Origin of the sequence: Facivitalis istanbulensis, assembly GCF_040560405.1 — a bacterium.
In the GTDB taxonomy this organism is placed as follows: Bacteria; Pseudomonadota; Alphaproteobacteria; order Sphingomonadales; family Sphingomonadaceae; genus Sphingomonas; species Sphingomonas istanbulensis.
In genome coordinates this window covers 1-22,868 of sequence record NZ_JAVSCQ010000041.1, presented here as the reverse complement: position 1 = coordinate 22,868, position 22,868 = coordinate 1, and the positions used below count along the sequence as shown (strand labels likewise).

Sequence of the window (22,868 nt, the reverse complement as noted above, 5' to 3'; positions counted from 1 at the left end):
CTTGGGAAAGAACGGCCGAAGCCGCTTCATCTGATCGTCCGTCAGCCAAAACAGGTCGCTCATATCGGTCTCCTTGCGGAGCCTGAATCAGATCACGGCGCTCACATCAATGGGTCCTGACCCTAGGCAATCTACCAGCGCGCGCGGCGTAAAGTACTGCCCAGCCCCGCTCTTGCGGTCCGTCGCGATTTTCTCCAGCAGACCTTCGTATATATCTCCGATGCGCTCGACGTCGCTGGTGTACCACGACAATGACTGGATGGCGCCAATGATGCGCATCAGCGTCGAGCTGTTTCGTACCGCAGTGCGGGCATTAGCAAAAATCGCCGCGACATTTTTGTCGGTGTGTGTGGCGAGCGTTGCCAAGGTTTCCGAATAATGCGCGAGAGCGTCGTCAGGGGGGCTGTTGACCAGCGCGTCCCAGCGAGCGGATTTCGGCAGGACATTCTCATGACCCTGCTCCGACAGCATTTTCAGGAACACGAGATAGGTTAGCTCAGTTAGATAATCCTGGGCGGTTACGCCGTCGTCTCGAAGGGCATCACATAGCGCCCATAGCTCCTGAATAACGTCACGCGCAGATGCTTCAGAAACAGTCATCGAGCAGCAAAACCCCAAAAATGCGTCAGTCGGTGTGTCGTGTAGCGTAGCGGCTCCACGATCCGCTAGCCCGCGCGCGAAGCGTGCTCAATCCAGTGGACACGGCGGGTAGCCGACACCTTTAGTCCGACAACGAAGGTTCGCCTACTTCAATCCGGCGCTCCAGAGCGGTCGTTCCGGTTTTCCTATCAGCTGGCGTTCGCCCACTGCCCCGCCGCCTGAACGAACGGCTGCTTTTTGCGGTCGGCGCCCCAAAGCGGACGGACCGCTCTCACCAGACCTTCCGGTCCGCGCTTGACTGAAGCTCGTCACCAAACCCAGCAATGCCCTCTTTGACGAGTACGCCTGGCATGAGCGAACGCCTGTTTGCGAAAGCAGGAGATCATGCCAGTTCATACACGCTGAAGAGATCTGCGTTCGCGGCCTCGGCAAACTTGGACCCCATCCGACGCGCCAGCCAAGCATCCGCCCGCGCGATGCCGTCGACCATATCCTCCGCCGGCTTGCCGTCGACGTGGATCAACTCGCGTGGCGACATGCGAAAGTGCCCACGCGATTCCAATCGGGGCAGGATGACCGCGCGGTTGCCCGCCTTGCTCAGCCAGAAGCGGCAGTTGGTCTGGACATAGCAGCCCTCGTCGCGCGGCAGGTAGACCGTGATCCCGGTTCGCCCGAACCGACCATCTGCGGTGATCCCGAACTCGAGCCCGACGACGTCGGTACCGGATAGCGCCGCCGTCCGTGCCATCTGGGCGCGCTCTTCCTGATCGAGGGCCTCACCACCCGTGACGACGACGCCGTCTTTCAGCTTGCGGTTGCCGAGCAGAAGCCGGGTCGCCGCAGCGGTGTAGGCGCGGAGGATGGCGTCGTCGTGTTGGGTCATGGTCGCTTACTCCTGTTTTCATCCCGCAATCCGGGATTGCCTTCATCTCCCTCCCATCAAGGCGGGCGGTCAGTGACCGACCCGCCACCATTTGATCGTGGGCGCGGCGACGCTGTCGATCGCGCCGCGCAGTTCGCGCAGGCCCTCCAGGCTGCCGCCGAACCGGTCGGCAGGGGAAGCGCCGCCCAGCGCATCGAGCGGCAGGTCCAGCGCATGGCAGATCGCGCGGCTGTCGTGGTTCAGCCGCCATTCGAGCCGCATCAGGATGTTGATGAACAGGCGCAGCCGTTCCACGCGAGCAGTGTCCAGTGGCGACCACAGCTGACCGAGCTGGATCATGTCCTCCGCTTCGGCACGCGCGATGCCGAGCAGGCGCACGGCATGACCGGGATCGATGCCATGGGTCAGCATGATCCGGCCGGCGAGATCGACCAGCGCCGCGCCGTCTCCGTCCTGTGCGCCCGTCACCGGAAGCTCGCCAAGTGGTCCGCCCACATTGCCTCGACGATCGCCTGTCCGCGATCGTGAATCATGTCCTCGTCGTACAGGCCCTGGCGGATGCCGAGACCGGTAAGGCGCCTCGGCACGATCAGGGCGTGGGCATGGAGTGGGAAGGCGGCGTTGATCGTCCCCGGCGCATGCAGGATCAGGACGGAGGCGAGCTGGCGATCCCGGGCGAACCGATCGTGCAGGAAGGCGCGCGCCCGCTCCCAGCCGACATGCACCCGATCGACGTCGCCGAGCGGTAGCGTCAGATAGGTGAGCAGCGCCTTCTCGCGCTCGACGGCATGCGCGTCCATCTGCCCCAGCAGCGTCGCCGGATCGGCGAGGCCGTCGTCGGCGCCTGCGGGGAGCAGCACCTCCAGCCGCTCGACGTTCGGCGACCAAGCGGCGAGATCCGCGCCCGGGGCGACGGGACCGAGATGCGCCTTGCGATAGCCGAACTCCAGCGCGCTGTTGACGCGACCGGCATAGGCCCGGCGCAGGACGGCGAAGACCGTCCCCGCCGGGGACGGCCCGGACGGGTTGAGGTAGAGCCAGCTCTGCGGATCGGCGTCGGTCGGCGTCGGCTTGACCGGCAGCTTGCGGGGTTTGCGCGCGGCCATGTCAGCGTCCCCGCCGATAGGTCACGATCCGCACGATCTCGGCGGCGGCACGGCAGACCCCGTCGCAGCGCTCGTCCCAGGTGACGAAGGGCGGCGTCGTCTGCAGCGCCAGGCCATCGCCCCGGATCTCCACGAACGCGCCGGCCCGCTGCGGCACCAGCCAGAGGCTGTCGTCCCGCCGTCGCATGAAGACAAGGTCGATCATCGTGAACGGCGCGTCCGGCCCGACCAGCGCGACATCGACCGTGACCGGGTTCATGGTCTCCGGGAACAGCCCGGTGCGCACCAGCATGACGTCGCGCCCGAAGCGGGTGCAGGCGTCCTCCATCTTCATGCCGAACAGCGGCGGATCGCAGGGCGTAGCGGCGATCAGGAGATTGGCCGAGGCAATGTCGAGCATGCCAGCGGGCAGACCGGCCAGTGCGCCGATCGGCACCGGTGCTTCGTAGAGTGCGGTGAGCGGCAGCGACAGGACGCGCAGCGAGGGATCGAGCGACGGCTCGATCGGGGAGGTCAACATGTTGGGTACTTTCGGCGAGAGGATCACCGGCCCGTCTCGGGTCCGGATCAGGCCGCCTGTTTTTTTCATTCCACCGGCAGCTTCGCCGTGCGCAGCTGCTCTTCCCCAAGTACGTCTGATTGCACGCGCTGCGACGTGCCATTACCCTCGCGATATGACCCTTCGCCTGCGATCGATCCTTGCTGCGGCTGCCGCGACCTTGTTGGTCGCCGCTGCCCCGGCCGGTTTCTATGCGCGTCAGGCGCAGCCGATCTGGGACCGGATTGCCGGTGCACCGACCGGCTTGCGGCTCGAGGCACCGGATCGACAAACGCATGTCGTCGCCCGCTACACGGAAACGGAGAAAACGGACGGCGAAGTCACCCTGCGCGTGCGCGGCAAACTCGGATCGGGCACCGTGTCGCTCGGCCCAGGCGTCGGCTCGGAACTCCTGTGGGCACCAAATTCAAGAGCGTTTGCGGTGACGACCAGCGATGGCGGTGCGAACGGCCTCTACCGTACGATCGTCGTCGCGGCGGGAGGGGGCGGGCTACAGGTAACGGACCTCTCGCCGCTCATCCGCTCGGCGTTCGGTCACCCGGTCAAATGCGGCTGGCCCGAAGATCCCAATGTCGCGATCGTCCAGTGGCGCGACGGATCGCAGAAGGTCATCGTCGCCGCTGAGATCATAGCCCACAGCAATTGCGACAGCTTCGGCACCTTCAAGGCCTATGAGGTCGACTGGCGCGCGGGGCGGATCACCCGGACCTTCGACCAGATCGAAGCCAAGCGGTTGTTTGGGCGGTCGATGGGCATCGAATTACGCAATGCTCCCAACGAATGCATTCGATCGCCCCGGCGGTGCTGGGTCTCGACGAACCATGAGCCCGACCCCAGCGCCAAGCCGTCAGAAATTACAGCCACGCGACGTGGGCCGCGGCTATGAAGAAATCCTTCGTTCAAAAGAACATAGGCTCGAAAATCGACTTGCGTGTGTTTTGCGTGGAAGCAACCGCCATTCACGACCTGTTCTCGCCATGTTCTCTCGCGTTTGCGCGCTCGGATGAAGGAAAATCAACGACTTAGGCGGTCCCATCTTCGTTGACATCGCAGGGGTCGCAAGTTCAATCCTTGCCACGCCCACCATCGAAAACACCGCTAGGCCAACGGCTTAGCGGGGTTTTTGGTTTTCGGGTCCTTGGCATGGTCAAAGCCTATGCTTCGGCGTCGTTTCCCCATTACTTCCCCGCAAGGATCTGCGCGCGCCGGGCGATGGCGGCGAACAGGCCGGTGTCGAACGCCTGGGCCAGCGTTCCCTCGACATAGCGATCCTGCCGCAGGCAGATGACCAGGAGCCAGCCAAGCTGGTCGGCGCTGGCCTTTGCGATGGCGGCGGGATCGTTCAGCAGCGTCGCCATGTCCGTTTCCGTGGCGCGTTGCCGCCAGTCGCATTACGCCTCCAGGCTTTTCAACTCTGCCACCGTCCGGACGCATTGCATGGCGTCTGGCGACAGGGCGAAGAAGGCCATCGCGATCGTGCCGTCGGCCCACCTGTCGCCGCCCGCCCAATGGCCGGGTGTGGAATCGGGTGCGGCGAGGATCGGGGCGAAGCCGCGCAGCAGGCGGAGATCGGTCGGCGTCATGCGGTATCCTCGCCCAGGCGATGAGGGGCGCGCGCGGTTTTCGCGTATGGTCTCATCATGAGCGATGTTTTCGACCAGGACCTGGCCCTGCTCGCGCGGCGGACGCCGCCGGGCGCGATCGACGATCTCGAGCGGCGGGTGGCGGCGGCGATCGAGGCCGGTGCGGTGGATGGGGAAAGGGTCTCGACCCGGGGACTGGTGCTGACCGGTCTTGCCGCGCTGCTGCTCGGGCTGGCGGGGGGTGGAATGGTCGCGGGGCGGAGCGCGGAGCGGCCGCCCGCCGCGACGATGCTGGTGGCGCTGGACGATGCGCGCGCGCCGTCGACCTTGCTGCTCGGCCGGTAAAAGGGGTGGGGATGAAGCGTCATCTGCTGATCGTTGCGGTTGCCTTCCTCGCGGCGCTGGCCGGGGCTGTCCTGGGGTGCCGGTTGCTGATGCCCGCGCCGAGCCCGCCGCGCGACCTGCACGCGCTGGTCCATGACCGGATCGCGCTCGATCCGGCGCAAGCGGTGGCGCTCGACCGGCTGGAGGCGCGGTTCGCGACCACCCGTGCCGCGCTCGACGCCCGGCTGCGCGGCGACAATGCGCGGCTGGCGGCGGCGATCGAGGCGGAGCATCGCGACGGCCCGCGCGTCACCCAGGCGATCGATGCGGTGCATCACAGCATGGGCGACCTGCAAAAGGCGACGCTGGCGCATGTGTTCGCGATGCGCGCGGAGCTTCGCCCGGATCAGGCCGCGACCTTCGATCGGCTGGTGGTGGCGCAGTTGACCGATACGGGCCGGTGAGTCGCGCCGGGTGAGCCGCGACTGGGCCGACTGGCCCGACGCCGATCTGGTCGCGCTGGCGCGGGATGGGCGGCCGGGGGCCTATGCCGCGATCGTGACGCGGTACAAGGCGCCGCTGTACCGGCTGATCCTGACCCATGTTCGAGACGCCGACGAGGCGCTGGACCTGGTGCAGGAGAGCTTCGTCGCGGCGCATGGCGCGCTTGCCCGGTTCGACACCGCGCGGTCGCTGCGCGCCTGGCTCAGCCGGATCGCGTTGAACAAATGCCGCGACTGGGCGCGGCGGCGGCGGGTGCGCGCGATGCTGGCGCGGGTGCTGCCGATCGACGCGGCGGGCGACATCGCCGACGACCGGATCGAGGGCGAGGCGGCGGCGATCGACCGCGATTCGCTGGCGCGTACGCTGGCCGCGCTCGATCGATTGCCCGAGGCGCTCCGCGCGCCGCTGATCCTCTGTTCGATCGAGGGGTTGAGCCAGGCGGAGGCGGCCGAGGCGCTGGGGATCAGTAGCAAGGCGATCGAACTCCGCATCCGCCGCGCGCGCGCCGCGTTGCGGGGCGACGGATCATGAGGGGCGGGGCGGCCTCCTGCGTATAGGGGAGCATGACCGATCCCTTGCCCCTGTTTCGACGTCGCGATGTGCTGGCCGGTGCAGCCGGGCTGGGGACGCTTGCCGCGCTGCCAGCCTGGGCGCAGAGCCATGCGCCCGGCCTCGCCCCGCGCGCTGCGTTGAGCGGGGCCGACATCACCCTGACCATCGCGCGGCAGCATCGGAGGATCGACGGCAAGCCCTATCACGCGATCGGCATCAACGGGTCGACCCCCGCGCCGCTGATCCGCCTGCGGGAGGGGCAGAGGGCACGGATCACGGTGGTCAATATGCTGGACGAGGAAAGCTCGATCCACTGGCATGGCCTGCTCGTCCCCTTCCAGATGGACGGGGTGCCGGGGATCAGCTTTCCGGGCATTCCGGCGGGCGGGCGCTTCACCTATGAATTCCCTGTCGTCCAGGCTGGCACCTATTGGTATCACAGCCATTCGGGGTTGCAGGAGCAGGAGGGGCTGTACGGTCCCATCGTGATCGATCCCGCCGGAACCGATCCCGCCGGAACCGATCCCATCGCGTCCGATGCCGAGCATGTGATCGTCCTGTCGGACCACAGCGCGCTGCATCCCCATGCGATCTTCCGCCGGCTGAAGCTGCAGGGCGGCTATTTCAACTATCAGAAGCAGACGATCGGCGGCCTGGTCGCGGGGCGGGACCAGCGGCTGGCCGATCGGTTGCGCTGGGGCGCGATGCGGATGGACCCCAGCGACGTGTCCGACGTCACCGCCGCCGCCTATCGCTATCTGGTCAACGGGCATGGCCCGGCGGACAATTGGACGGGGCTGTTCACAGTGGGGCAGCGGGTGCGGCTGCGCATCGTCAATGCCTCGGCGATGACGATCTTCAACCTGCGTATCCCCGGGCTGTCGCTGGAGGTGGTGCAGGCCGATGGACAGGATGTGCGGCCGGTCCGGGTGGACGAATTGCAGATCGCGGTCGCCGAGACCTATGACCTGATCGTCACCCCGACCGAGGATCGCGCCTATACGCTGGTCGCCGAGACCTGGGACCGGTCGGGCATGGCGCGCGCGACGCTGGCCCCGCGCCGGGGCATGGTCGCCCCGGTTCCCGCGCTGCGTCCCCGGCCGCTGGCGACGATGAAGGACATGGGGATGGGCGGCATGGGCCATGCGGGAAACGCCGCCTCCGAAGACTGCTCGCCCGAGCATGAGGCGATGGGGCATTGCACGTCCTCCGGCGCGGGCATGGCGATGACTCAGGGCCGTCACGGCGGGATGGACCATGGGATGCGCGACTTCGCCAACGCGCCCGGCTTGCCCCGCACCCCGGTCGTGCAGACGGTCGCACCGATGCCCGTCGACCGGACCGGGGAGCCGCCGCAAGGACTGGCCGATGTCGGGCACCGGGTGCTGACCTATCGCGATCTGGTCAGCCGGACGCCCAATCCCGACCGGCGGGTGCCGTCACGCGCGCTGACCATCCATCTGACGGGCAATATGGAACGCTATATGTGGGCGTTCGACGGGGTGAAGCTGAATGCTGTCACCGCGCCGATCCCGTTCCGGCTGAACGAGCGGGTGCGCGTCACCCTGGTCAACGACACGATGATGGCGCACCCGATCCATCTGCACGGCCATTTCTTCGAACTGGTGACCGGCCATGGCGACCATGCGCCGCGCAAGCACACGGTCAATGTCGCGCCGGGTGGCACGGTGACCTTCGACCTGACCGCCAATGCGGAGGGCGACTGGGCCTTTCACTGCCATCTTCTCTATCACATGCATGCCGGGATGATGCAGGTCGTGACGGTGCGGCCCGATTCCACGGCGGGAGGGGCGGTATGATCCCCTTCGCCCTGATGCTGCTGATCGCGCCTCAGCAGCATGACATGATGATGCCCGGCATGGCCATGCCGATGCCCGCCAGACCCAAGGCGGCGGCGCCTACGAAGACGCGCAAGGCGCCGCGCAAGGCCAGGGCCGGGGTCGGGCCGGGCGCCGCGCGCCGGGCTAGGCCCGCCATGGCCCCCGGCATGGACATGGCCCATCACGCGATGCCGGCCGGGGCGACGCCGCAAGGCTGCTCGGCGGAGCATGCCGCGATGGGGCATTGCCCCCCGAGCGGACCGGCCCCGACCGCACCAGCCTTGGCCCATCCGATGCCGGGGATGACGCCTTCCACCTGTTCCCCCGACCATGCGGCGATGGGCCATTGCCGCGCAGAGGCGGCGACGCCCGATCATGGCGGCATGGATCATGGAGCGCCGCATCATGATGCCATGCCGGGCATGGCGATGCCCGACCGCGCGGCGGGCCAGGCCCCGCCACCGCCCGCGCCGACGCAGCGGGCGGCGGACCGCTTCTACGACCCGGCGATCATGGCCGCCGCCGATGCGCGGATGCGGCGCGAGCATGGCGGCATGGCCTTCTCGCAGATCCTGTTCAACCTTGCCGAGGTCCAGCTGCGCGACGGCCGCGACGGCTATCGCTGGGACGGGGAGGGCTGGTTCGGCGGGGATATCCACCGGCTGGTCGTCAAGAGCGAAGGCGAGGGGGAGTTTGGCGGCCGGATCGGCGCGGCCGAGGTGCAGGCGCTCTATGCCCGCGCGATCGATCCCTATTGGAATCTTCAGGCCGGTGTGCGGCAGGATATCGGCGCGGGCGCGCGGCGCACCTATGCGGTGGTCGGGATCGAGGGGCTGGCCCCGTACTGGTTCGATGTCGAGGGCGCGCTGTTCCTGTCGGACAAGGGCGCGTTGACCGGCCGGGCCGAAGCCTGGATCGACCAGCGCCTGACCCAGCGTGCCGTCCTGCAACCCCGGTTCGAGGTCAATCTGGCGGCGCAGGACGTGCCCGAGCAGCGGATCGCGGCGGGGGTGTCGAGCCTCGAGGCCGGGCTGCGGCTACGCTATGAGGTGGCGCGAGAATTCGCGCCCTATGTCGGCGTCAACTGGGAGCGGCGCTATGGCCCGTCGCGGGGCGGCGGCGCGGCGCTGGCGCTGGGCATCCGCACCTGGTTCTGACCGGTCAGATATAACGGAGCCAGCGCCAGTCCCTCCGGCGGCGTTTCAGTCCGGCGAACCAGCGGGTGGGGACGTAGAGCGGCACGATCAGCGCGGCATAGAGCAGCCAGACCGAAGCGAGGTCGGGCAGGCCGAAGACCTCGCCGTGATTGGGCCCCCAGAGCGCGAGTGCGGCAAGGTAGAGCCCGCGCAGCACATAGATGTGCAGCAGGTAGAAGCCCATCGCCGCACCGCCCATCACCGCCAGCCGGGTGGCGATGGGGCCGTTTCGCCCCTCAAACGCCGCGAGCAGCAGCGCCGCGCCGCCCAGTGTCGGCAACAGGAACAGCAGCGAGGGCGGATATTTGGTCAGCGACACAAAGCTCATCAGGCTGCGCAGCGGATCGCCCGGCACGGCGGCCCATGTCCGGTCGCCATAGACGTTCCCGGCGCGCAGCAGCACGAAGCCGAGCAGCAGGCCGATGCCGATCGCGGCGAACAGCCGCCGTCGCTCCTCCATGGGCCGCGCGAACAGCGGCCCGGCCACATAGCCCAGCGCGATCACCCCGATCCAGGGCAGGACGGGATAGGTGGTCTTGATCGTCACGCCGAGGACGCCGAACGCGGCGCGCTGGTGCAGCATCGCCCAGGGCTTGAACCACGGGCTGTCGGGGGACGGGCTGACCGTGTCGAGCAGGTTGTGCCCCAGGACGATCGCCGCGCCGATCCCCGCGACGGCGGCCAAAGGCAGGCGGATCAGCCCCGCCAGCGCGATCATGCATATCCCAATCGCCCAGATCACCTGGAGCCATAGGGTGTGGGGCGGGAATTGCGCCGACCAGCCGAAGCTGACCACCGTCACCTCGAGCAGCAGCAGGACCAGGCCGCGCTTGAGCAGGAACAGGCTGGTGTCCGCCCGGCTATGTGTCTGTTGATAGAGCCAGGCCGACAGGCCGGTCAGCGCGATGAAGGTCGGCGCGCAGATCGCGCTGAGCAGCCGGGTGAAGAACAGCGCGGGGGCGACCGTGCGGGCGTCCATCGGGTCGCTGACCTGCATATGGACGAAGAAGGTCTCGCGCACATGGTCGAGCAGCATGACGATCATGACGAAGCCGCGCACCGCGTCGATGCTCGCCAGCCGGGCCGGGACCGCCGTGCTGCGCGACGCGGCGGTCTGTCCGGTCGGTGCGGCCGTGCCGACGCGTGGCAGGATCAGGCCGGTCATGCGGGATCGTCCCATTCGGCGTCGATGACCAGCAGCAGCCGATCCTCGCCGCTGCCCGCGATCGGTGGCGAGCGGTGGATGATGGCGCGGTCGCCCGCCAGCTCGCGTCCCTTGAACAGGCCGACATCGCCCGCCGCCAGCGCGCGCGGTTCGGTATCCTCGGTCGCGCCCTCCGGCAGCCACTGGGTCGCCTGTCCGCAATAGGTGGAGATCAGCCGCAGCGCGACATAATCGGCGTGGAACTTCCAGCAGCCATTGCCGGTAATCCGCTCGACCCGGATCTCGACGCGTGGTTCGCCGGTCAGCGTCGCGTAAAGCCGGGCCAGTCGCCCGGCATCCGCCGCCAGCACGTCGTGCCAGCGATGCGGCGGCGCGTCGGCCAGCGCGTGCGCGATCCCGGTGGCGACCGCGTCCACCGCCGCGCCGAAGCGGATGGTCGGAAAATCGGTCAGGTCGGGCGCGGGAATGGGCGAGGGGCGCTGCCACACGGCCAGCGTGACCTGCGGCTCATCGATCGCCGACAGGGTGGCGGCGTCCGCGGCGATGCGAACATGGTCGGGCACGGGCACGGGCATGGCTGGGGGCAGGGGCGCGAGAAGGGAATCGAGGCTTTGGGGCAAGCGGAATATCACCGACGATATGTGGTATGATGTATCGTTACTATATTCGACCCGATGCGCAAGGGCCGGTCGCTTCCCGCATCGGACCGGGCCGGACAGGAAAAGGGGCGACGTCTCGCGACGCCGCCCCCTGTTCGACCAGTGGCTCGACCAATGGGTCGGAGCCGAAAGGCTCAGCCCGCATCCTCATCCGCAAAGGCGTTGGTCGGCCTGGAGCCCCACAGCGCGTAGAACAGGATGTAGAGTTCGCACACGGCGGTCAGCAGGAACGATTGTTGCAGGCCGTAATGATCGGCCAGCCAGCCATGCACCGCGACCAGCGCGCCACCGGCGATCGCCATGATGAGCAGCCCCGAGCCTTCCTCGGTCAGCGGACCGAGGCCGCGGATGCCGAGCGTGAAGATGGTCGGGAACATGATCGAATGGAACAGCCCGACCAGGATCAGCGACCACATGGCGACGGGGCCGGTGGTGAAGACGGTCGCCAGCATCACGATGAACGCGCCGATCGAGAAGACCGCGAGCACGGTCCCGGCCGGCACCTTCTGCATGATCGCCGAACCGACGAACCGGCCGACCATCATCCCGCCCCACAGCAGCGTCAGGTAACGGCCCGCCGCCTCGGTGGTCATGTTGCCGATGTCGGGACGGCTGACGAAATTGACGAACAGGTTGCCGACGCCGATCTCGGCAATCAGGTAGATGAAGATCGCGCCGATGCCGAACACCAGATTGCGATGCTTCCAAAGCGAGTGGTTCTTGCGGTCTTCCTTGGCGACGCGGCTGGTTGCCGAGCCCATGGCGGGCAGCGGGAAGCGCGCGATGACGAAGGCGAGGACGACCAGCACCACCGCGACCAGGCCATAGGGCAGGACCACGGCATGCGCGTCGGCAAGCCGCTCGGCCTGGGTCAGAGCGGCGCTACCGGCCTCCGCGGTGCCGCCCTTCGACCGGCCGAGGATCAGATACGCGCCGAACAACGGGGCGAGCATCGTTCCCATCGAGTTCATCGCCTGCACCAGGTTCAGGCGCGACGACGCCGTGTCCGCCGGGCCGAGCACCGCGACATAGGGGTTGGCCGCGACCTGGAGCAGCGTGATGCCGCTGGCGATCACGAACAGCATCAGCAGCGTGACGCCGTAGGAGGGCAGCGACGCCGCCAGCATCATGCCGACCGCGCCCGCCGCCATGATGAGCAGGCCGGCGACCAGCGACTTCTGATAGCCGATCCGCTCGATCAGCTTGGCGGAGGGGATGGAGGCGAAGAAATAGGCGATGAACCAGACGCTCTCGATCAGCGAGGCCTGGAAATAGCTGAGCTCGAACACGCTGCGCAGATGGGGCAGCAGCGTGCCGTTGATGACGGTGATGAACCCCCACATGAAGAACAGGCTGGCCAGCAGCGTCAGCGCGGACCTATAGTTGGTCGCTCCTCCCGCAGCAGCGGGCGCGTCTGGCGCGCGTGACGTGACGGGTACGGCCATGGCAATCCTCTCCTTAAGGGCGGGTGGCGGCACGAAAAGATATGTGCGCCCCGCTTGCTCCCGGTATTTTGTCTGACTATAGTGACGCAAAAGGCGCGTCAATGGCGTCTGGCGGCGAAGGGATGAGGCATGTCGATAGCGTCAATCAAGAGCTTTCTAACTTTGGTAGCGGTAACGTCAGCGTTGGGTTCCACCGCGGCGCTCGCCAGCGAGGCCAGGCGGACCGCCGCCGGGCATCTGGCCGACGGCGCGCCGATCGAAGCGGTGACCCTGACCAACAAGGCCGGGCTCTCGGCGCGTATCCTGACCTATGGCGCAACTCTTCAGTCGGTGATGGCCCCGGATCGCAACGGCAAGCTGGCCGATGTGCTGCTCGGCTATGACAAGGCCGATGACTATGTGAATCATCCCAATTTCTTCGGCGTGACGGTGGGGCGCTTCGCCAATCGGATCGCGGAGGGCCGGTTCACGCTCGACGGACGCGGCTATCAGCTGACGCAGAATGATAAGACCAATTCGCTCCATGGGGGAACCAAAGGCTTCGACAAGCATCTGTGGCGCATCGTCTCGATGAAGGACGGGGCCAGCGCCAGCGTGGTCATGGCGCTGACCAGCCCCGATGGGGATCAGGGCTATCCCGGCAAGGTCGACGCCACCGTCACCTATTCGCTGGACGAGGCGGGCGCGCTGACCATCGCGTTCGAGGCGAAGACCGACAAGCCGACCATCGTCAACATGACGAACCACGCCATCTTCAACCTGAACGGCGAAGGTTCCCCGCTCGGTGCGACCTTCCACAAGCTGACCATCCCGGCGAGCGCCTTTACCCCGGTCGATGCCAAGCTGATCCCGACCGGCGAGCGCAAGCCGGTCGCGGGCACGGTGTTCGACTTCCGCGCGCCGCGCGTGGTCGCGGACGGCATTCGCGATGGCAATGACCAGCAGATCCGCTATGGCCAGGGCTATGACCATAATTTCGCGCTCGACAAGGGGCTGACCGCAACGCCGCAACTGGCCGCGCGACTGGAGGACCCCGCCTCGGGTCGCGTGCTGGAAGTGCTGTCGACCGAGCCGGGGGTGCAATTCTACACCGGCAATTTCCTCGACGGCACCTATGTCGGCAAGAAGGGGCATCTGTACCGCATGGGCGACGGCATCGCGCTGGAGCCGCAGAAATTCCCCGACTCGCCCAACAAGCCCGATTTCGTCTCTCCCCGCGTGGATCCCGGCAAGCCGTATCGGCATACCATGATCTACCGTTTCTCCACCGTTCGCTGACCGGAAATCCTGATATGACCGATACCGCCCCTCAGAAGCTGCGCAGCCGCGCCTGGTTCGACAATCCCGAGAATATCGACATGACCGCGCTCTATCTGGAGCGGTATCTGAACTTCGGCCTGAGCCTTGAGGAGCTTCAGTCGGGCAAGCCGATCATCGGCATCGCGCAGACCGGCTCGGACCTGAGCCCTTGCAACCGCCACCATCTGGTGCTGGCCGAACGGGTGCGCGAGGGCGTGCGCGAGATGGGCGGTATCGTCCTGGAATTCCCGGTCCACCCGATCCAGGAAACCGGCAAGCGGCCGACCGCGGGCCTCGATCGCAATCTGGCCTATCTGGGTCTGGTCGAGGTGCTGTACGGCTATCCGCTCGACGCGGTGGTGCTGACCATCGGCTGCGACAAGACGACCCCGGCGGCGCTGATGGCCGCCGCGACCGTCAACATCCCCGCCATCGCGCTGTCGGTCGGGCCGATGCTCAACGGCTGGCACAAGGGCGAGCGCACCGGCTCGGGCACCATCGTGTGGAAGGCGCGCCAGATGCTGGCCGCCGGCGAGATCGACGATGCCGAGTTCATCCGCCTGGTCGCGTCCTCGGCGCCGTCGACCGGTTATTGCAACACCATGGGCACCGCGACGACGATGAACAGCCTGGCCGAAGCGCTGGGCATGTCGCTGCCCGGCTCGGCGGCGATCCCTGCGCCCTATCGCGACCGGCAGGAGGTCGCGTATCTGACCGGCAAGCGGATCGTCGAGATGGTGCATGAGGATCTGAAACCCTCCGACATCCTGACCAAGGACGCGTTCCACAACGCGATCAAGGTCAATTCGGCGATCGGCGGATCGACCAACGCGCCGATCCACCTTGCCGCGATCGCGCGCCACATCGGCGTCGATCTGCCGGTCAAGGACTGGGAAACCGAAGGGCACAAGATCCCGCTGCTGGTGAACCTGCAACCGGCGGGCGAGTATCTGGGCGAGGATTATTACCGTGCGGGCGGCGTCCCCGCCGTGGTCAACCAGTTGATGGAGCAGGGGCTGATCCACGAGGATGCGATGACCGTCAACGGGCGCACCATGGGCGAGAATTGCCGTGGCCGCGCGATCGAGGACGAAAAGGTCATCCGCCCCTTCGCTGAGCCGCTGAAGGAAGAAGCGGGCTTCATCGTCCTGTCCGGCAATCTGTTCGACGCCGCGATCATGAAGACCAGCGTGATCTCCGAGGAGTTCCGCGACCGCTATCTGTCCAACCCCGACGATCCCGACGCCTTTGAAGGTCCGGCGGTCGTGTTCGACGGGCCGGAGGATTATCACCACCGGATCGACGATCCCGCGACCGGCATCACGCCCGAAACGCTGCTGTTCATGCGCGGCGCGGGGCCGATCGGCTATCCGGGCGCGGCGGAAGTCGTCAACATGCGGCCGCCCGCCTATCTCATCACCGAGGGCGTGCACTCGCTGCCCTGCATCGGCGACGGGCGACAGTCGGGCACCTCGGGTTCGCCCTCGATCCTGAACGCCAGCCCGGAAGCGGCGGCGATGGGTGGCCTCGCGCTGCTGGAAACCGGCGACCGGGTGCGCATCGACCTGAACAAGGGCACCGCCAACATCCTCATCCCGAATGAGGAACTGGCCGAGCGTCGCAAGACGCTGGCGGCGGCGGGCGGCTATCCCTATCCGGCGTCGCAGACCCCGTGGCAGGAGATCCAGCGTTCGGTGGTCGGCCAGATGGCGACCGGTGCGATTCTGGAGGGCGCGGAGAAATATCAGCGTATCGCCCAGACGCGGGGCCTGCCGCGCGACAACCACTGATCGGGTGCGACGGGTCGGACGGATATCCCGTCCGGCCCGGTTCGTGCTTCGTGCCGGCGGATCAGCGATGCGCCAGCCAGGCGAGGGCGGCGTCGTGCGAAAGAAAGGCCTCGATGCGGGAGGCGGCGTAGTTCTGCCGGACCTGTGACTTGAGCGGGCTGGAATCCACGACCAGCGCGAGCACGTCGTCCTGCGCATAATGCACCCTGAGCCCCGCTCGCATCACCATGACCATGGGCAGCGGCATGATCGGGGTCTGGCGACGGTCCACCAGGACCTTGGCATAGCCCAGCGCCGCGCGCGAGGCGGCCAGAAACGGGCCGAGCGCGCGCCAATACCGATCGGCAATGGCGGGAGTCCAAGCCCCCCGGACCTGAACATGAACGATATGATTCTCATCGATGCGCAGGGTGAAGAAGCTGTCGTCGAAAATCATGGCGCTCCGGTCATGGTGCGGATGTGACCCGGCTGCTTCATGGGGCATCAGGTCCTTAATACCAATATGGAATTTATGCGCCGGTCGGGCGAAAATGCCGGCTGGACGGACGGAAGCGGTGGGAAGGGCGTCGGGCCCTCTTGACCTGGATGAGACGGCAATCGATACCGCTAACAAAGCTTGAGAGAGGATAAGATGGCCAGCACCCCCACCAATGTGATCGACGCATTGCCCCATGACTGGCGCGCAGGCCGGTTCGTCGGTCGGATCGATCGGGGCGAAGGGCCCTGTCCCATATTGGTTCAGGACGGCCAGGCTTTCGACATGAGCCGCGTCGCCCCCACCGTCTCCGCGCTGCTCGCGGGCGGGACGATCGACGCGACGCGCGGCGAGTCCCTGGGCGCGCTGGCCGAACTGGGCCTGTCGCCGGACGAGGGCGCGGCCCACCGGCTGCTGTCGCCGATCGATCTTCAGTGCGTGAAGGCGGCGGGCGTCACCTTCGCCGTGTCCGCGCTGGAGCGGGTGATCGAGGAGCGTGCGCGCGGCGACCATGGCAAGGCGGCGGGGCTGCGCGTCACGCTGGAACAGGCGCTCGGCGGCAATATCCGCTCGGTGGTGCCGGGCTCGGCCGAGGCGGCGAAGCTTAAGGATGCGCTGATCGCCGAGGGTCTGTGGTCGCAATATCTGGAGGTCGCGATCGGCCCGGATGCGGAGATCTTCACCAAGTCCCCGGTGCTGTCGACGGTCGGCTGGGGGATGCCGGTCGGCGTCCGTTCCGATTCGACCTGGAACAACCCGGAGCCCGAAGTGGTGCTGGTCGCCGACGCGCATGGCAGGGCGGTCGGTGCGACGCTCGGCAACGACGTCAACCTGCGCGATTTCGAGGGGCGCTCGGCGCTGCTGCTCGGCAAGGCGAAGGACAATAACGCCTCCTGTTCGCTGGGGCCGCTGATCCGCCTGTTCGATGACGGCTTCACCATGGACGATGTCCGGTCGAGCGAGGTCAAGCTGACCATCACCGGCACCGATGGCTATGTGCTGGAGGGGGCCAGCTCGATGGACCAGATCAGCCGCGACCCCGAGGACCTGCTTGGCCAGGCGCTGAGCGAGCATCACTATCCCGACGGTCTCGTCCTGTTCCTCGGCACCTTGTTCGCGCCGACCCAGGACCGCGACGAGCCCGGTCGCGGCTTCACCCACAAGGTCGGCGACAGCGTCGTCATCACCAACCCGCGTCTGGGAACGCTGGTCAATCCGGTGATGACCAGCGCCGACGCCCCGGCCTGGACCTTCGGTCTGGGCGATTTGATGCGCAACCTGGCCAAGCGCGGCCTGTTGTGACGGAGATTTCCATGTTGCAGAAGACCAGCGCGCGAGACGAAGCTTCTCAGGGCGAATCCGCCGCGCGCTATCCCAGCCTGATCGACAAGCGCGTCATCGTGACGGGCGGTGGATCGGGCATCGGCGAGGGGCTCGTCGAGGCGTTCGTGGCGCAGGGGGCCCGCGTGGCCTTTGTCGACATCGCCGAGGAGGCGAGCCGGGCGCTGGTCGAGCGGCTGACGCCTGATGCGCGGCACGCGCCGCTCCATCGCCGCTGCGACCTGACCGACCTCGATCACCTCAAGGCGATCTTCGCCGAGCTGGAAGCGGCGCTGGGCGGCGTCGACATCCTGGTCAACAATGCGGGCAATGACGATCGCCACAGCATCGAAGACGTGACCCCGGCCTATTGGGACGAGCGGCTGAACGTCAATCTGCGCCACCAGTTCTTCGCCGCGCAGGCCGTCATTCCCGCGATGAAGCGGGCGGGTGGCGGCGCGATCCTGAACTTCGGGTCGATCAGCTGGCACCTCGGCCTCAACGATCTGGTTCTCTACCAGACCTGCAAGGCCGCGATCGAGGGCCTGACGCGCAGCCTTGCGCGCGATCTGGGCCGCGAGAATATCCGCGTGAACACCATCGTCCCCGGCAATGTGCAGACGCCGCGTCAGGAAAAATGGTACACGCCCGAGGGTGAGGCGGAAATCGTCGCGGCGCAATGCCTCGATGCCCGTATCCAGCCTTCGGACGTCGCGGCGCTGGTGCTGTTCCTCGCCTCCGACGATGCGAAGATGTGTACGGGGCACGATTATTTCATCGATGCCGGTTGGCGCTGATCCACCGGCAATCGACGGTGCGAAGACTGACAGGAGAGCGTGATGCAGCAGGCCGAACATTGCCTGACCGTGGGGGCGACATTGGGCGAAGGTCCGATCTGGGTCGATGACGCCCTGTGGTTCGTCGATATCAAGCAGCAGCGCATCTATCGCCACGATCCGGCGGCGGGCACGCTCGACCATTGGGCCGCGCCCGAAATGGTCGGCTGGGTCGTGCCGGCGGCGCGTGGGGGCTTCGTCGCGGGGCTGAAGTCGGGGCCACATCATTTCGATCCCGCCACCGGCGGCTTCGCGCGGCTGGCCGATGTCGACGCACATCTGCCCGCCAATCGCCTCAACGACGCCTGTGTCGACGGGCAGGGACGAATCTGGTTCGGCACGATGGACAATGACGAGGCGGCGCTGTCCGGGCGCCTGTTCCGCTGGGCGGCGGGGCGGGTCGAACCGACCAGCGCCGATGTGGTCTGCATCACCAACGGCCCGGCCATCTCGCCCGACGATTCGATCCTCTATCACGTCGATACGCTGGGCAAGGTCATCCTGGCGCATCCGATGCTGGCGGACGGGACGCTGGGCCCCGCGACCGAATTCGCGCGCTTCGGCGATGCGGACGGACACCCCGATGGCGCGATCTGCGATGCCGAGGGTGGCGTGTGGGTCGGCTTTTTCGGCGGCTGGGCGGCGCGCCGCTATGCGCCGGACGGCACGATGACCGACGAGGTACGATTCCCCGTGTCGAATATCACCAAGATCGCGCTGGGCGGCCCCGACGGGCGCACCGCCTATGCCACCACGGCGCGCCAGGGGCTGAGCGAAGGCCAGTTGGCCGAGCAGGTCCAGGCGGGCGACATCTTCACCTTCCGCGTGACGGTTCCGGCCAAGCCGCTGCACCGCGCGCAGATCTGAACCCGGCGTCCGGGCGGCCCGCTCCCGTCGCGGGGGCGGGTCCTTTGTCGGGCCTTCCTATCCTTCCATCGCGCTGCGGGTGTCCTCCAGCGCCAGATCGACGAGCAGCCGCATGGCTTCCCCCGCGCCCTCGACATCGCCCGCGGCGATCGCGTCATAGACCTTGACATGGTCAGGCACCGGATTGCGGGGCAGCGCGCGCGAGCGCTGCTTGAACTGGGTGGTCCAGGCAACTGCCGCGCCGATGCTGGCGGTCAGCACGACCAGCGCGTCGTTGCGCGTCGCGGCCAGTACCGCATTATGGAAGTCGCGGTCGGCGGCGCGCCCCGCCTCGGTCGCCAGCGTGTGGCGGCGCATCGCGGCCAGCGCGTCGCGCATCTCCTTCAGGTCGGCCTTTTCACGGCGCTCCGCCGCCAGCCGCGCGGCGGCAGGCTCGACGATCGCGCGCAGTTCGAACAGGCTGCGCACGAAGTGAATGTCGGGCTCGCCCGAAAAGGCCCAGGCCAGCACGTCGGGGTCGAGCAGATTCCAGCGGCTGCGCGGCAGGACGCGGGTGCCCGTCTTGGGCCGGCTCTCGACCAGCCCCTTGGCGCTCAGCACCTGCACCGCCTCGCGATAGGCGCTGCGCGATACGTCGAGCGCTTCGGAAAAGGCGACTTCGCCCGAAAGCGTGTCGCCGGGACGGTACTCGCCCGACACGATCGCCGCGCCCAGCTTGTGCGCGATCGCGCCGTGCAGGCGACGGCCGGTGCCGCGCCGGGTGCGCGGCGTCGTCGTGGAGGCGTCATCGTCGGTTTGTACGACAGGGGGCGGGGTCTCGGGCATGTCGGTATCGCTCATAACGTATGTCTCACCTCTCCATCCTTACCCTTGCCGCACAAGGTTTAACATTGCCATCACTCCGTCAAATCAATATGTCAGAGTAATATAAAGGAGCTTCCCTATGACCGATTTCCGTTCGATCGACGCCGTCACCGGACAGCCGGTGGGCGATGCTTTCGCGGTCCACGGACCGGCCGATGTCGCGATCGCCTGTGCGGCCGCCGAAGAGGCCTTCGACGTCTATCGCGCGACCTCGCGAGAGGATCGCGCCGCGTTCCTCGACAGGATCGGGGCCGAGATCATGGCGATCGGCGACGAGCTGATCGAGGTGGCGATGCGCGAAAGCGGCCTGCCGCGCGCGCGGCTCGAAGGGGAGCGTGGCCGCACCGTCGGCCAGCTGGGGCTGTTCGCCAAGGTGTTGCGCGCCGGCGGCTATCTGCAGGTCCGCGTCGACCCCGCCATGCCGGACCGCCAGCCCCTGCCGCGGCCCGACCTGCGCCTGCGCATGGTGCCGCTGGGCCCGGTCGCGGTGTTCGGCGCGTCCAACTTCCCGCTCGCCTTCTCGACCGCCGGGGGGGATACCGCCTCCGCGCTCGCGGCCGGTTGCCCGGTCGTGGTGAAGGGCCATCCGGCGCATCCGCAGACCGGGGCGCTGGTCGCGGCCGCGATCGAGCGGGCGGTCGCCGCCAGCGGCCTGCCCAAGGGCGTGTTCGGTCATCTGACCGGCGCCAGCAACGAACTGGGCGGTGCGCTGGTGGCCGACCCCCGCATCGCGGCGGTGGGCTTCACCGGCTCGCGTGCCGGTGGCCTCGCGCTGATGAAGATCGCGCAGGACCGGCCAGTGCCGATCCCCGTCTATGCCGAGATGTCGAGCATCAACCCGGTGGTGCTGATGCCCGAAGCGCTCAAGGCGCGCGGCGCGGCGCTGGGCACGGCCTTTGTCGGTTCGCTGACCATGGGGGCGGGGCAGTTCTGCACCAATCCGGGCCTGGTGCTGGCGATTGAGGGCGAGGGGCTGGACGCATTCGTCGAGGCCGCCCGTACCGCGCTGACCGGTGTGGCGGCGCAGACCATGCTGACGCAGGGCATCCACGCCGCCTATACCCAGGGTGCCGAGGCGCTCGCATCGCATGACAAGGTCGAAACGGTCGCCCGCGGCCAGGTGGGTGAGGGCATCACCGCCGGTCGGGCCGCTTTCTTCCAGACGACGGCAGAGGCTTTCCTGGCGGACGACGCACTGGGCCATGAAGTGTTCGGGGCGTCGTCGATCCTGGTTCGCTGCCGGGATGAGGGGGAACTGGTGAAGGTGCTGAAGGCCGCCGAGGGCCAGTTGACCGCGACGATCCAGATGGACGGGGGCGATACCGATCTGGCGGCGCGGCTGGTGCCGGTGCTGGAGCGCAAGGCGGGACGGATCCTTGCCAATGGATGGCCGACCGGCGTCGAGGTGGCGCATGCGATGGTGCATGGCGGCCCCTTCCCGGCGACGTCGGATGGCCGCACGACCTCGGTCGGCAGCCTGGCGATCGACCGCTATCTACGCCCGGTGTCGTACCAGAATCTCGACCAGGCGCTGCTGCCCGACGACCTGAAGGACAGCGCGGCGGGGGTCTTGCCGCGTCTGGTCGACGGTCAGCCGGGCTGAATCCATATGGGGTGCGTCCGGACCGTGGACGCACCCCTTTTGTCGAAGACATAGTTAGAATCAGGAGAGGACATCATGGCGGATCGCCTGTTGCAGCATCGCGCGCCCGACGGGACGCGTTCGGTCATCTTGGCGCGGGATGCGCAGGCGGCGTTCGTTCCGGGCATCGACACCGTCCTCGCGCTGGCGCAGCGGGCGATCGCCGAGGGGCGTTCGCTTCTCGATACCGCGCTGGCCTGTGGCGCAGGTGAGAGCGTCGATCTGGCGGCCGAGTTGGCGGCGGGGCGTCTGATCGCGCCGATCGACCATGCCGATCCCGCGCATTGCGTCATGACGGGCACGGGGCTCACCCATCTCGGTTCGGCCGAGGGGCGCGACAAGATGCATCGCGACGCGGCCACCGCCGCGCATCAGACCGACTCGATGCGGATGTTTCTCGAGGGCGTCGCGGACGGCAAGCCGGGCGAGGGCCGAGTGGGGCAGCAACCCGAATGGTTCTATAAGGGCGATGGCTCGCAACTGGTCGGCCCCGGCGATCCGCTCGAAATGCCCGCTTTCGCACAGGATGGCGGCGAGGAGCCCGAGCTGGCGGGCATTTATCTGATCGGCCCGGATGGCACGCCGCACCGGCTGGGCCTGTGCCTGGCCAATGAGTTTTCGGACCATGTGACCGAGCGGCACAATTATCTGTGGCTCGCCCACTCCAAGCTGCGGCCCGCCGCACTGGGCGCCGAGCTGCTGCTGGGCGAGGTGCCCGCGCATATCGAGGGAACGAGCAGGATCGCGCGCGCTGGCCAGACGATCTGGGAAAAGCCCTTCCTCTCGGGCGAAGCCAATATGTCGCACAGCCTCGCGAACCTGGAGCATCATCACTTCAAATATGCGCTCTTCCGGCGGCCGGGGGACATTCACGTTCATTTCTTCGGCACGGCGACGCTGTCCTTCTCGGACGGTATCCGCACCGAGGAAGGGGATGTGTTCGAAATCGCGGCCGCGCCATTCACCTTGCCGCTGGCCAATTCGCTGAAGCGGGGCGACGCCAGGCCCGTCAAGGTCGAACGCCTCTAAGGGCATTCTCACAGGTATGAGAACGACAGGGGCGCTCTTTCCAACCGGAAGAGTGCCCCTTTTTACGTCTGGAGGGTGATCTCCGCATCGATTCGAGGTTTGGCGGGGGTTGATCCGGATCGGTTCGCGCCGTCCGGCATGGCGACGCAGTCGACGCGCGAGACGGGAGAAGTTACAAGGAATTGATTTGGCGACGTTTTCAGATTTTTTACGGTTTCGTGGCACTTTTTCTGTTGACCCTAATATGGTGTATGGGTAGAGGGGTTTCACCGCGACGGAGCGGGCCACTGAGTGTGGCGCTTCGGGGTGGTACTGGCATTGAGATGCTG

General features: G+C 67.2%; 24 protein-coding genes and 1 pseudogene. 13 read left to right on the top strand and 12 right to left on the bottom strand.

The features are described from left to right. Positions 1–87 precede the first annotated feature (87 nt). The 5 genes from RN629_RS17015 to RN629_RS16995 form a co-directional block, all read right to left on the bottom strand. Positions 88–600, bottom strand: coding sequence for a type I restriction-modification system subunit M N-terminal domain-containing protein (locus RN629_RS17015; RefSeq protein ID WP_407036304.1), 513 nt, complete (start codon positions 598–600; stop codon positions 88–90). A 382-nt stretch (positions 601–982) separates the two neighbouring features. Continuing rightward, positions 983–1,483, bottom strand: a complete 501-nt coding sequence (locus RN629_RS17010; RefSeq protein WP_407036303.1) for a hypothetical protein — start codon at positions 1,481–1,483, stop codon at positions 983–985. Positions 1,484–1,552: 69 nt separating this feature from the next. Beyond that, complete coding sequence (locus tag RN629_RS17005; RefSeq protein WP_407036302.1) at positions 1,553–1,951, bottom strand: hypothetical protein; 399 nt, start codon at positions 1,949–1,951, stop codon at positions 1,553–1,555. Further along, positions 1,948–2,589 (bottom strand): hypothetical protein, encoded by a 642-nt coding sequence (locus RN629_RS17000; RefSeq protein WP_407036301.1) that lies wholly within the window; start codon positions 2,587–2,589, stop codon positions 1,948–1,950. Before RN629_RS17000 ends, RN629_RS17005 begins: the two co-directional genes overlap by 4 nt. A gap of 1 nt (position 2,590) precedes the next feature. Beyond that, complete coding sequence (locus RN629_RS16995; protein ID WP_407036300.1) at positions 2,591–3,109, bottom strand: hypothetical protein; 519 nt, start codon at positions 3,107–3,109, stop codon at positions 2,591–2,593. Between the two features lie 154 nt (positions 3,110–3,263). Between RN629_RS16995 and RN629_RS16990 the strand changes: the two genes are divergently transcribed. Next, positions 3,264–4,034, top strand: coding sequence for a hypothetical protein (locus RN629_RS16990; RefSeq protein WP_407036299.1), 771 nt, complete (start codon positions 3,264–3,266; stop codon positions 4,032–4,034). 292 nt (positions 4,035–4,326) lie between these two features. Here the strand turns inward: RN629_RS16990 and RN629_RS16985 are convergent. Next, positions 4,327–4,524: pseudogene (locus RN629_RS16985) on the bottom strand (DUF6508 domain-containing protein); the annotation flags it as partial. 15 nt (positions 4,525–4,539) lie between these two features. Then, a complete protein-coding gene (locus RN629_RS16980; RefSeq protein ID WP_407036298.1) occupies positions 4,540–4,731 on the bottom strand; it encodes a DUF6508 domain-containing protein in 192 nt (63 codons plus the stop codon). Between the two features lie 57 nt (positions 4,732–4,788). Here RN629_RS16980 and RN629_RS16975 point away from each other — a divergent pair, with 57 nt between their 5' ends. From RN629_RS16975 to RN629_RS16955, 5 genes are read left to right on the top strand one after another with little or no spacing between them, the layout of a single operon-like run. Further along, positions 4,789–5,076, top strand: a complete 288-nt coding sequence (locus RN629_RS16975; protein WP_407036297.1) for a hypothetical protein — start codon at positions 4,789–4,791, stop codon at positions 5,074–5,076. Between the two features lie 11 nt (positions 5,077–5,087). Then, positions 5,088–5,519, top strand: coding sequence for a periplasmic heavy metal sensor (locus RN629_RS16970; protein ID WP_407036296.1), 432 nt, complete (start codon positions 5,088–5,090; stop codon positions 5,517–5,519). A 10-nt stretch (positions 5,520–5,529) separates the two neighbouring features. Further along, entirely contained in the window at positions 5,530–6,090 is a 561-nt protein-coding gene (locus RN629_RS16965; RefSeq protein ID WP_407036295.1) for an RNA polymerase sigma factor, read from the top strand. A gap of 32 nt (positions 6,091–6,122) precedes the next feature. Further along, entirely contained in the window at positions 6,123–7,931 is a 1,809-nt protein-coding gene (locus RN629_RS16960; protein ID WP_407036294.1) for a copper resistance system multicopper oxidase, read from the top strand. Continuing rightward, positions 7,928–9,109, top strand: coding sequence for a copper resistance protein B (locus RN629_RS16955; protein WP_407036293.1), 1,182 nt, complete (start codon positions 7,928–7,930; stop codon positions 9,107–9,109). Before RN629_RS16960 ends, RN629_RS16955 begins: the two co-directional genes overlap by 4 nt. Positions 9,110–9,113: 4 nt before the next feature. Here RN629_RS16955 and RN629_RS16950 read toward each other — a convergent pair whose 3' ends face one another. The 3 genes from RN629_RS16950 to RN629_RS16940 all read right to left on the bottom strand — a co-directional run bounded on the left by RN629_RS16950 (position 9,114) and on the right by RN629_RS16940 (position 12,417). Next, positions 9,114–10,313 (bottom strand): DUF1624 domain-containing protein, encoded by a 1,200-nt coding sequence (locus RN629_RS16950; RefSeq protein ID WP_407036292.1) that lies wholly within the window; start codon positions 10,311–10,313, stop codon positions 9,114–9,116. Beyond that, the gene (locus tag RN629_RS16945; protein ID WP_407036291.1) at positions 10,310–10,876 is read right to left on the bottom strand and encodes a DUF1826 domain-containing protein; all 567 of its coding nucleotides are present in this window, start codon (positions 10,874–10,876) and stop codon (positions 10,310–10,312) included. Before RN629_RS16945 ends, RN629_RS16950 begins: the two co-directional genes overlap by 4 nt. Positions 10,877–11,106: 230 nt before the next feature. Next, a complete protein-coding gene (locus RN629_RS16940; RefSeq protein WP_407036290.1) occupies positions 11,107–12,417 on the bottom strand; it encodes a sugar MFS transporter in 1,311 nt (436 codons plus the stop codon). Positions 12,418–12,546: 129 nt separating this feature from the next. On the opposite strand from RN629_RS16940, the gene RN629_RS16935 reads away from it, so the two are divergent. Both RN629_RS16935 and RN629_RS16930 read left to right on the top strand, forming a co-directional pair. Continuing rightward, positions 12,547–13,695, top strand: a complete 1,149-nt coding sequence (locus tag RN629_RS16935; protein ID WP_407036289.1) for an aldose epimerase family protein — start codon at positions 12,547–12,549, stop codon at positions 13,693–13,695. Between the two features lie 14 nt (positions 13,696–13,709). Continuing rightward, positions 13,710–15,506 carry an IlvD/Edd family dehydratase gene (locus RN629_RS16930; RefSeq protein ID WP_407036288.1) on the top strand — a complete coding sequence of 599 codons (1,797 nt, stop codon included), beginning with the start codon at positions 13,710–13,712 and terminating at the stop codon, positions 15,504–15,506. A 61-nt stretch (positions 15,507–15,567) separates the two neighbouring features. Here RN629_RS16930 and RN629_RS16925 read toward each other — a convergent pair whose 3' ends face one another. Beyond that, positions 15,568–15,942 carry a hypothetical protein gene (locus RN629_RS16925; RefSeq protein WP_407036287.1) on the bottom strand — a complete coding sequence of 125 codons (375 nt, stop codon included), beginning with the start codon at positions 15,940–15,942 and terminating at the stop codon, positions 15,568–15,570. Positions 15,943–16,137: 195 nt separating this feature from the next. Between RN629_RS16925 and RN629_RS16920 the strand changes: the two genes are divergently transcribed. Genes RN629_RS16920 through RN629_RS16910 form a run of 3 tightly spaced genes read left to right on the top strand, consistent with a single transcriptional unit; the run spans position 16,138 to position 19,004 of the window. Then, complete coding sequence (locus tag RN629_RS16920) at positions 16,138–17,283, top strand: fumarylacetoacetate hydrolase family protein (RefSeq protein WP_407036286.1); 1,146 nt, start codon at positions 16,138–16,140, stop codon at positions 17,281–17,283. Positions 17,284–17,294: 11 nt separating this feature from the next. Continuing rightward, on the top strand, positions 17,295–18,098 hold the full coding sequence (locus RN629_RS16915; RefSeq protein ID WP_407036285.1) for an SDR family NAD(P)-dependent oxidoreductase: 804 nt from the start codon (positions 17,295–17,297) through the stop codon (positions 18,096–18,098). Between the two features lie 42 nt (positions 18,099–18,140). Next, entirely contained in the window at positions 18,141–19,004 is an 864-nt protein-coding gene (locus RN629_RS16910; protein WP_407036284.1) for an SMP-30/gluconolactonase/LRE family protein, read from the top strand. A gap of 57 nt (positions 19,005–19,061) precedes the next feature. Here RN629_RS16910 and RN629_RS16905 read toward each other — a convergent pair whose 3' ends face one another. Then, positions 19,062–19,829 carry a FadR/GntR family transcriptional regulator gene (locus RN629_RS16905; protein WP_407036305.1) on the bottom strand — a complete coding sequence of 256 codons (768 nt, stop codon included), beginning with the start codon at positions 19,827–19,829 and terminating at the stop codon, positions 19,062–19,064. 118 nt (positions 19,830–19,947) lie between these two features. Between RN629_RS16905 and RN629_RS16900 the strand changes: the two genes are divergently transcribed. Further along, positions 19,948–21,471 carry an aldehyde dehydrogenase (NADP(+)) gene (locus tag RN629_RS16900; protein WP_407036283.1) on the top strand — a complete coding sequence of 508 codons (1,524 nt, stop codon included), beginning with the start codon at positions 19,948–19,950 and terminating at the stop codon, positions 21,469–21,471. A gap of 75 nt (positions 21,472–21,546) precedes the next feature. Continuing rightward, positions 21,547–22,539 (top strand): AraD1 family protein, encoded by a 993-nt coding sequence (gene araD1 / locus RN629_RS16895; protein ID WP_407036282.1) that lies wholly within the window; start codon positions 21,547–21,549, stop codon positions 22,537–22,539. The last annotated feature ends 329 nt before the right edge of the window (positions 22,540–22,868 follow it).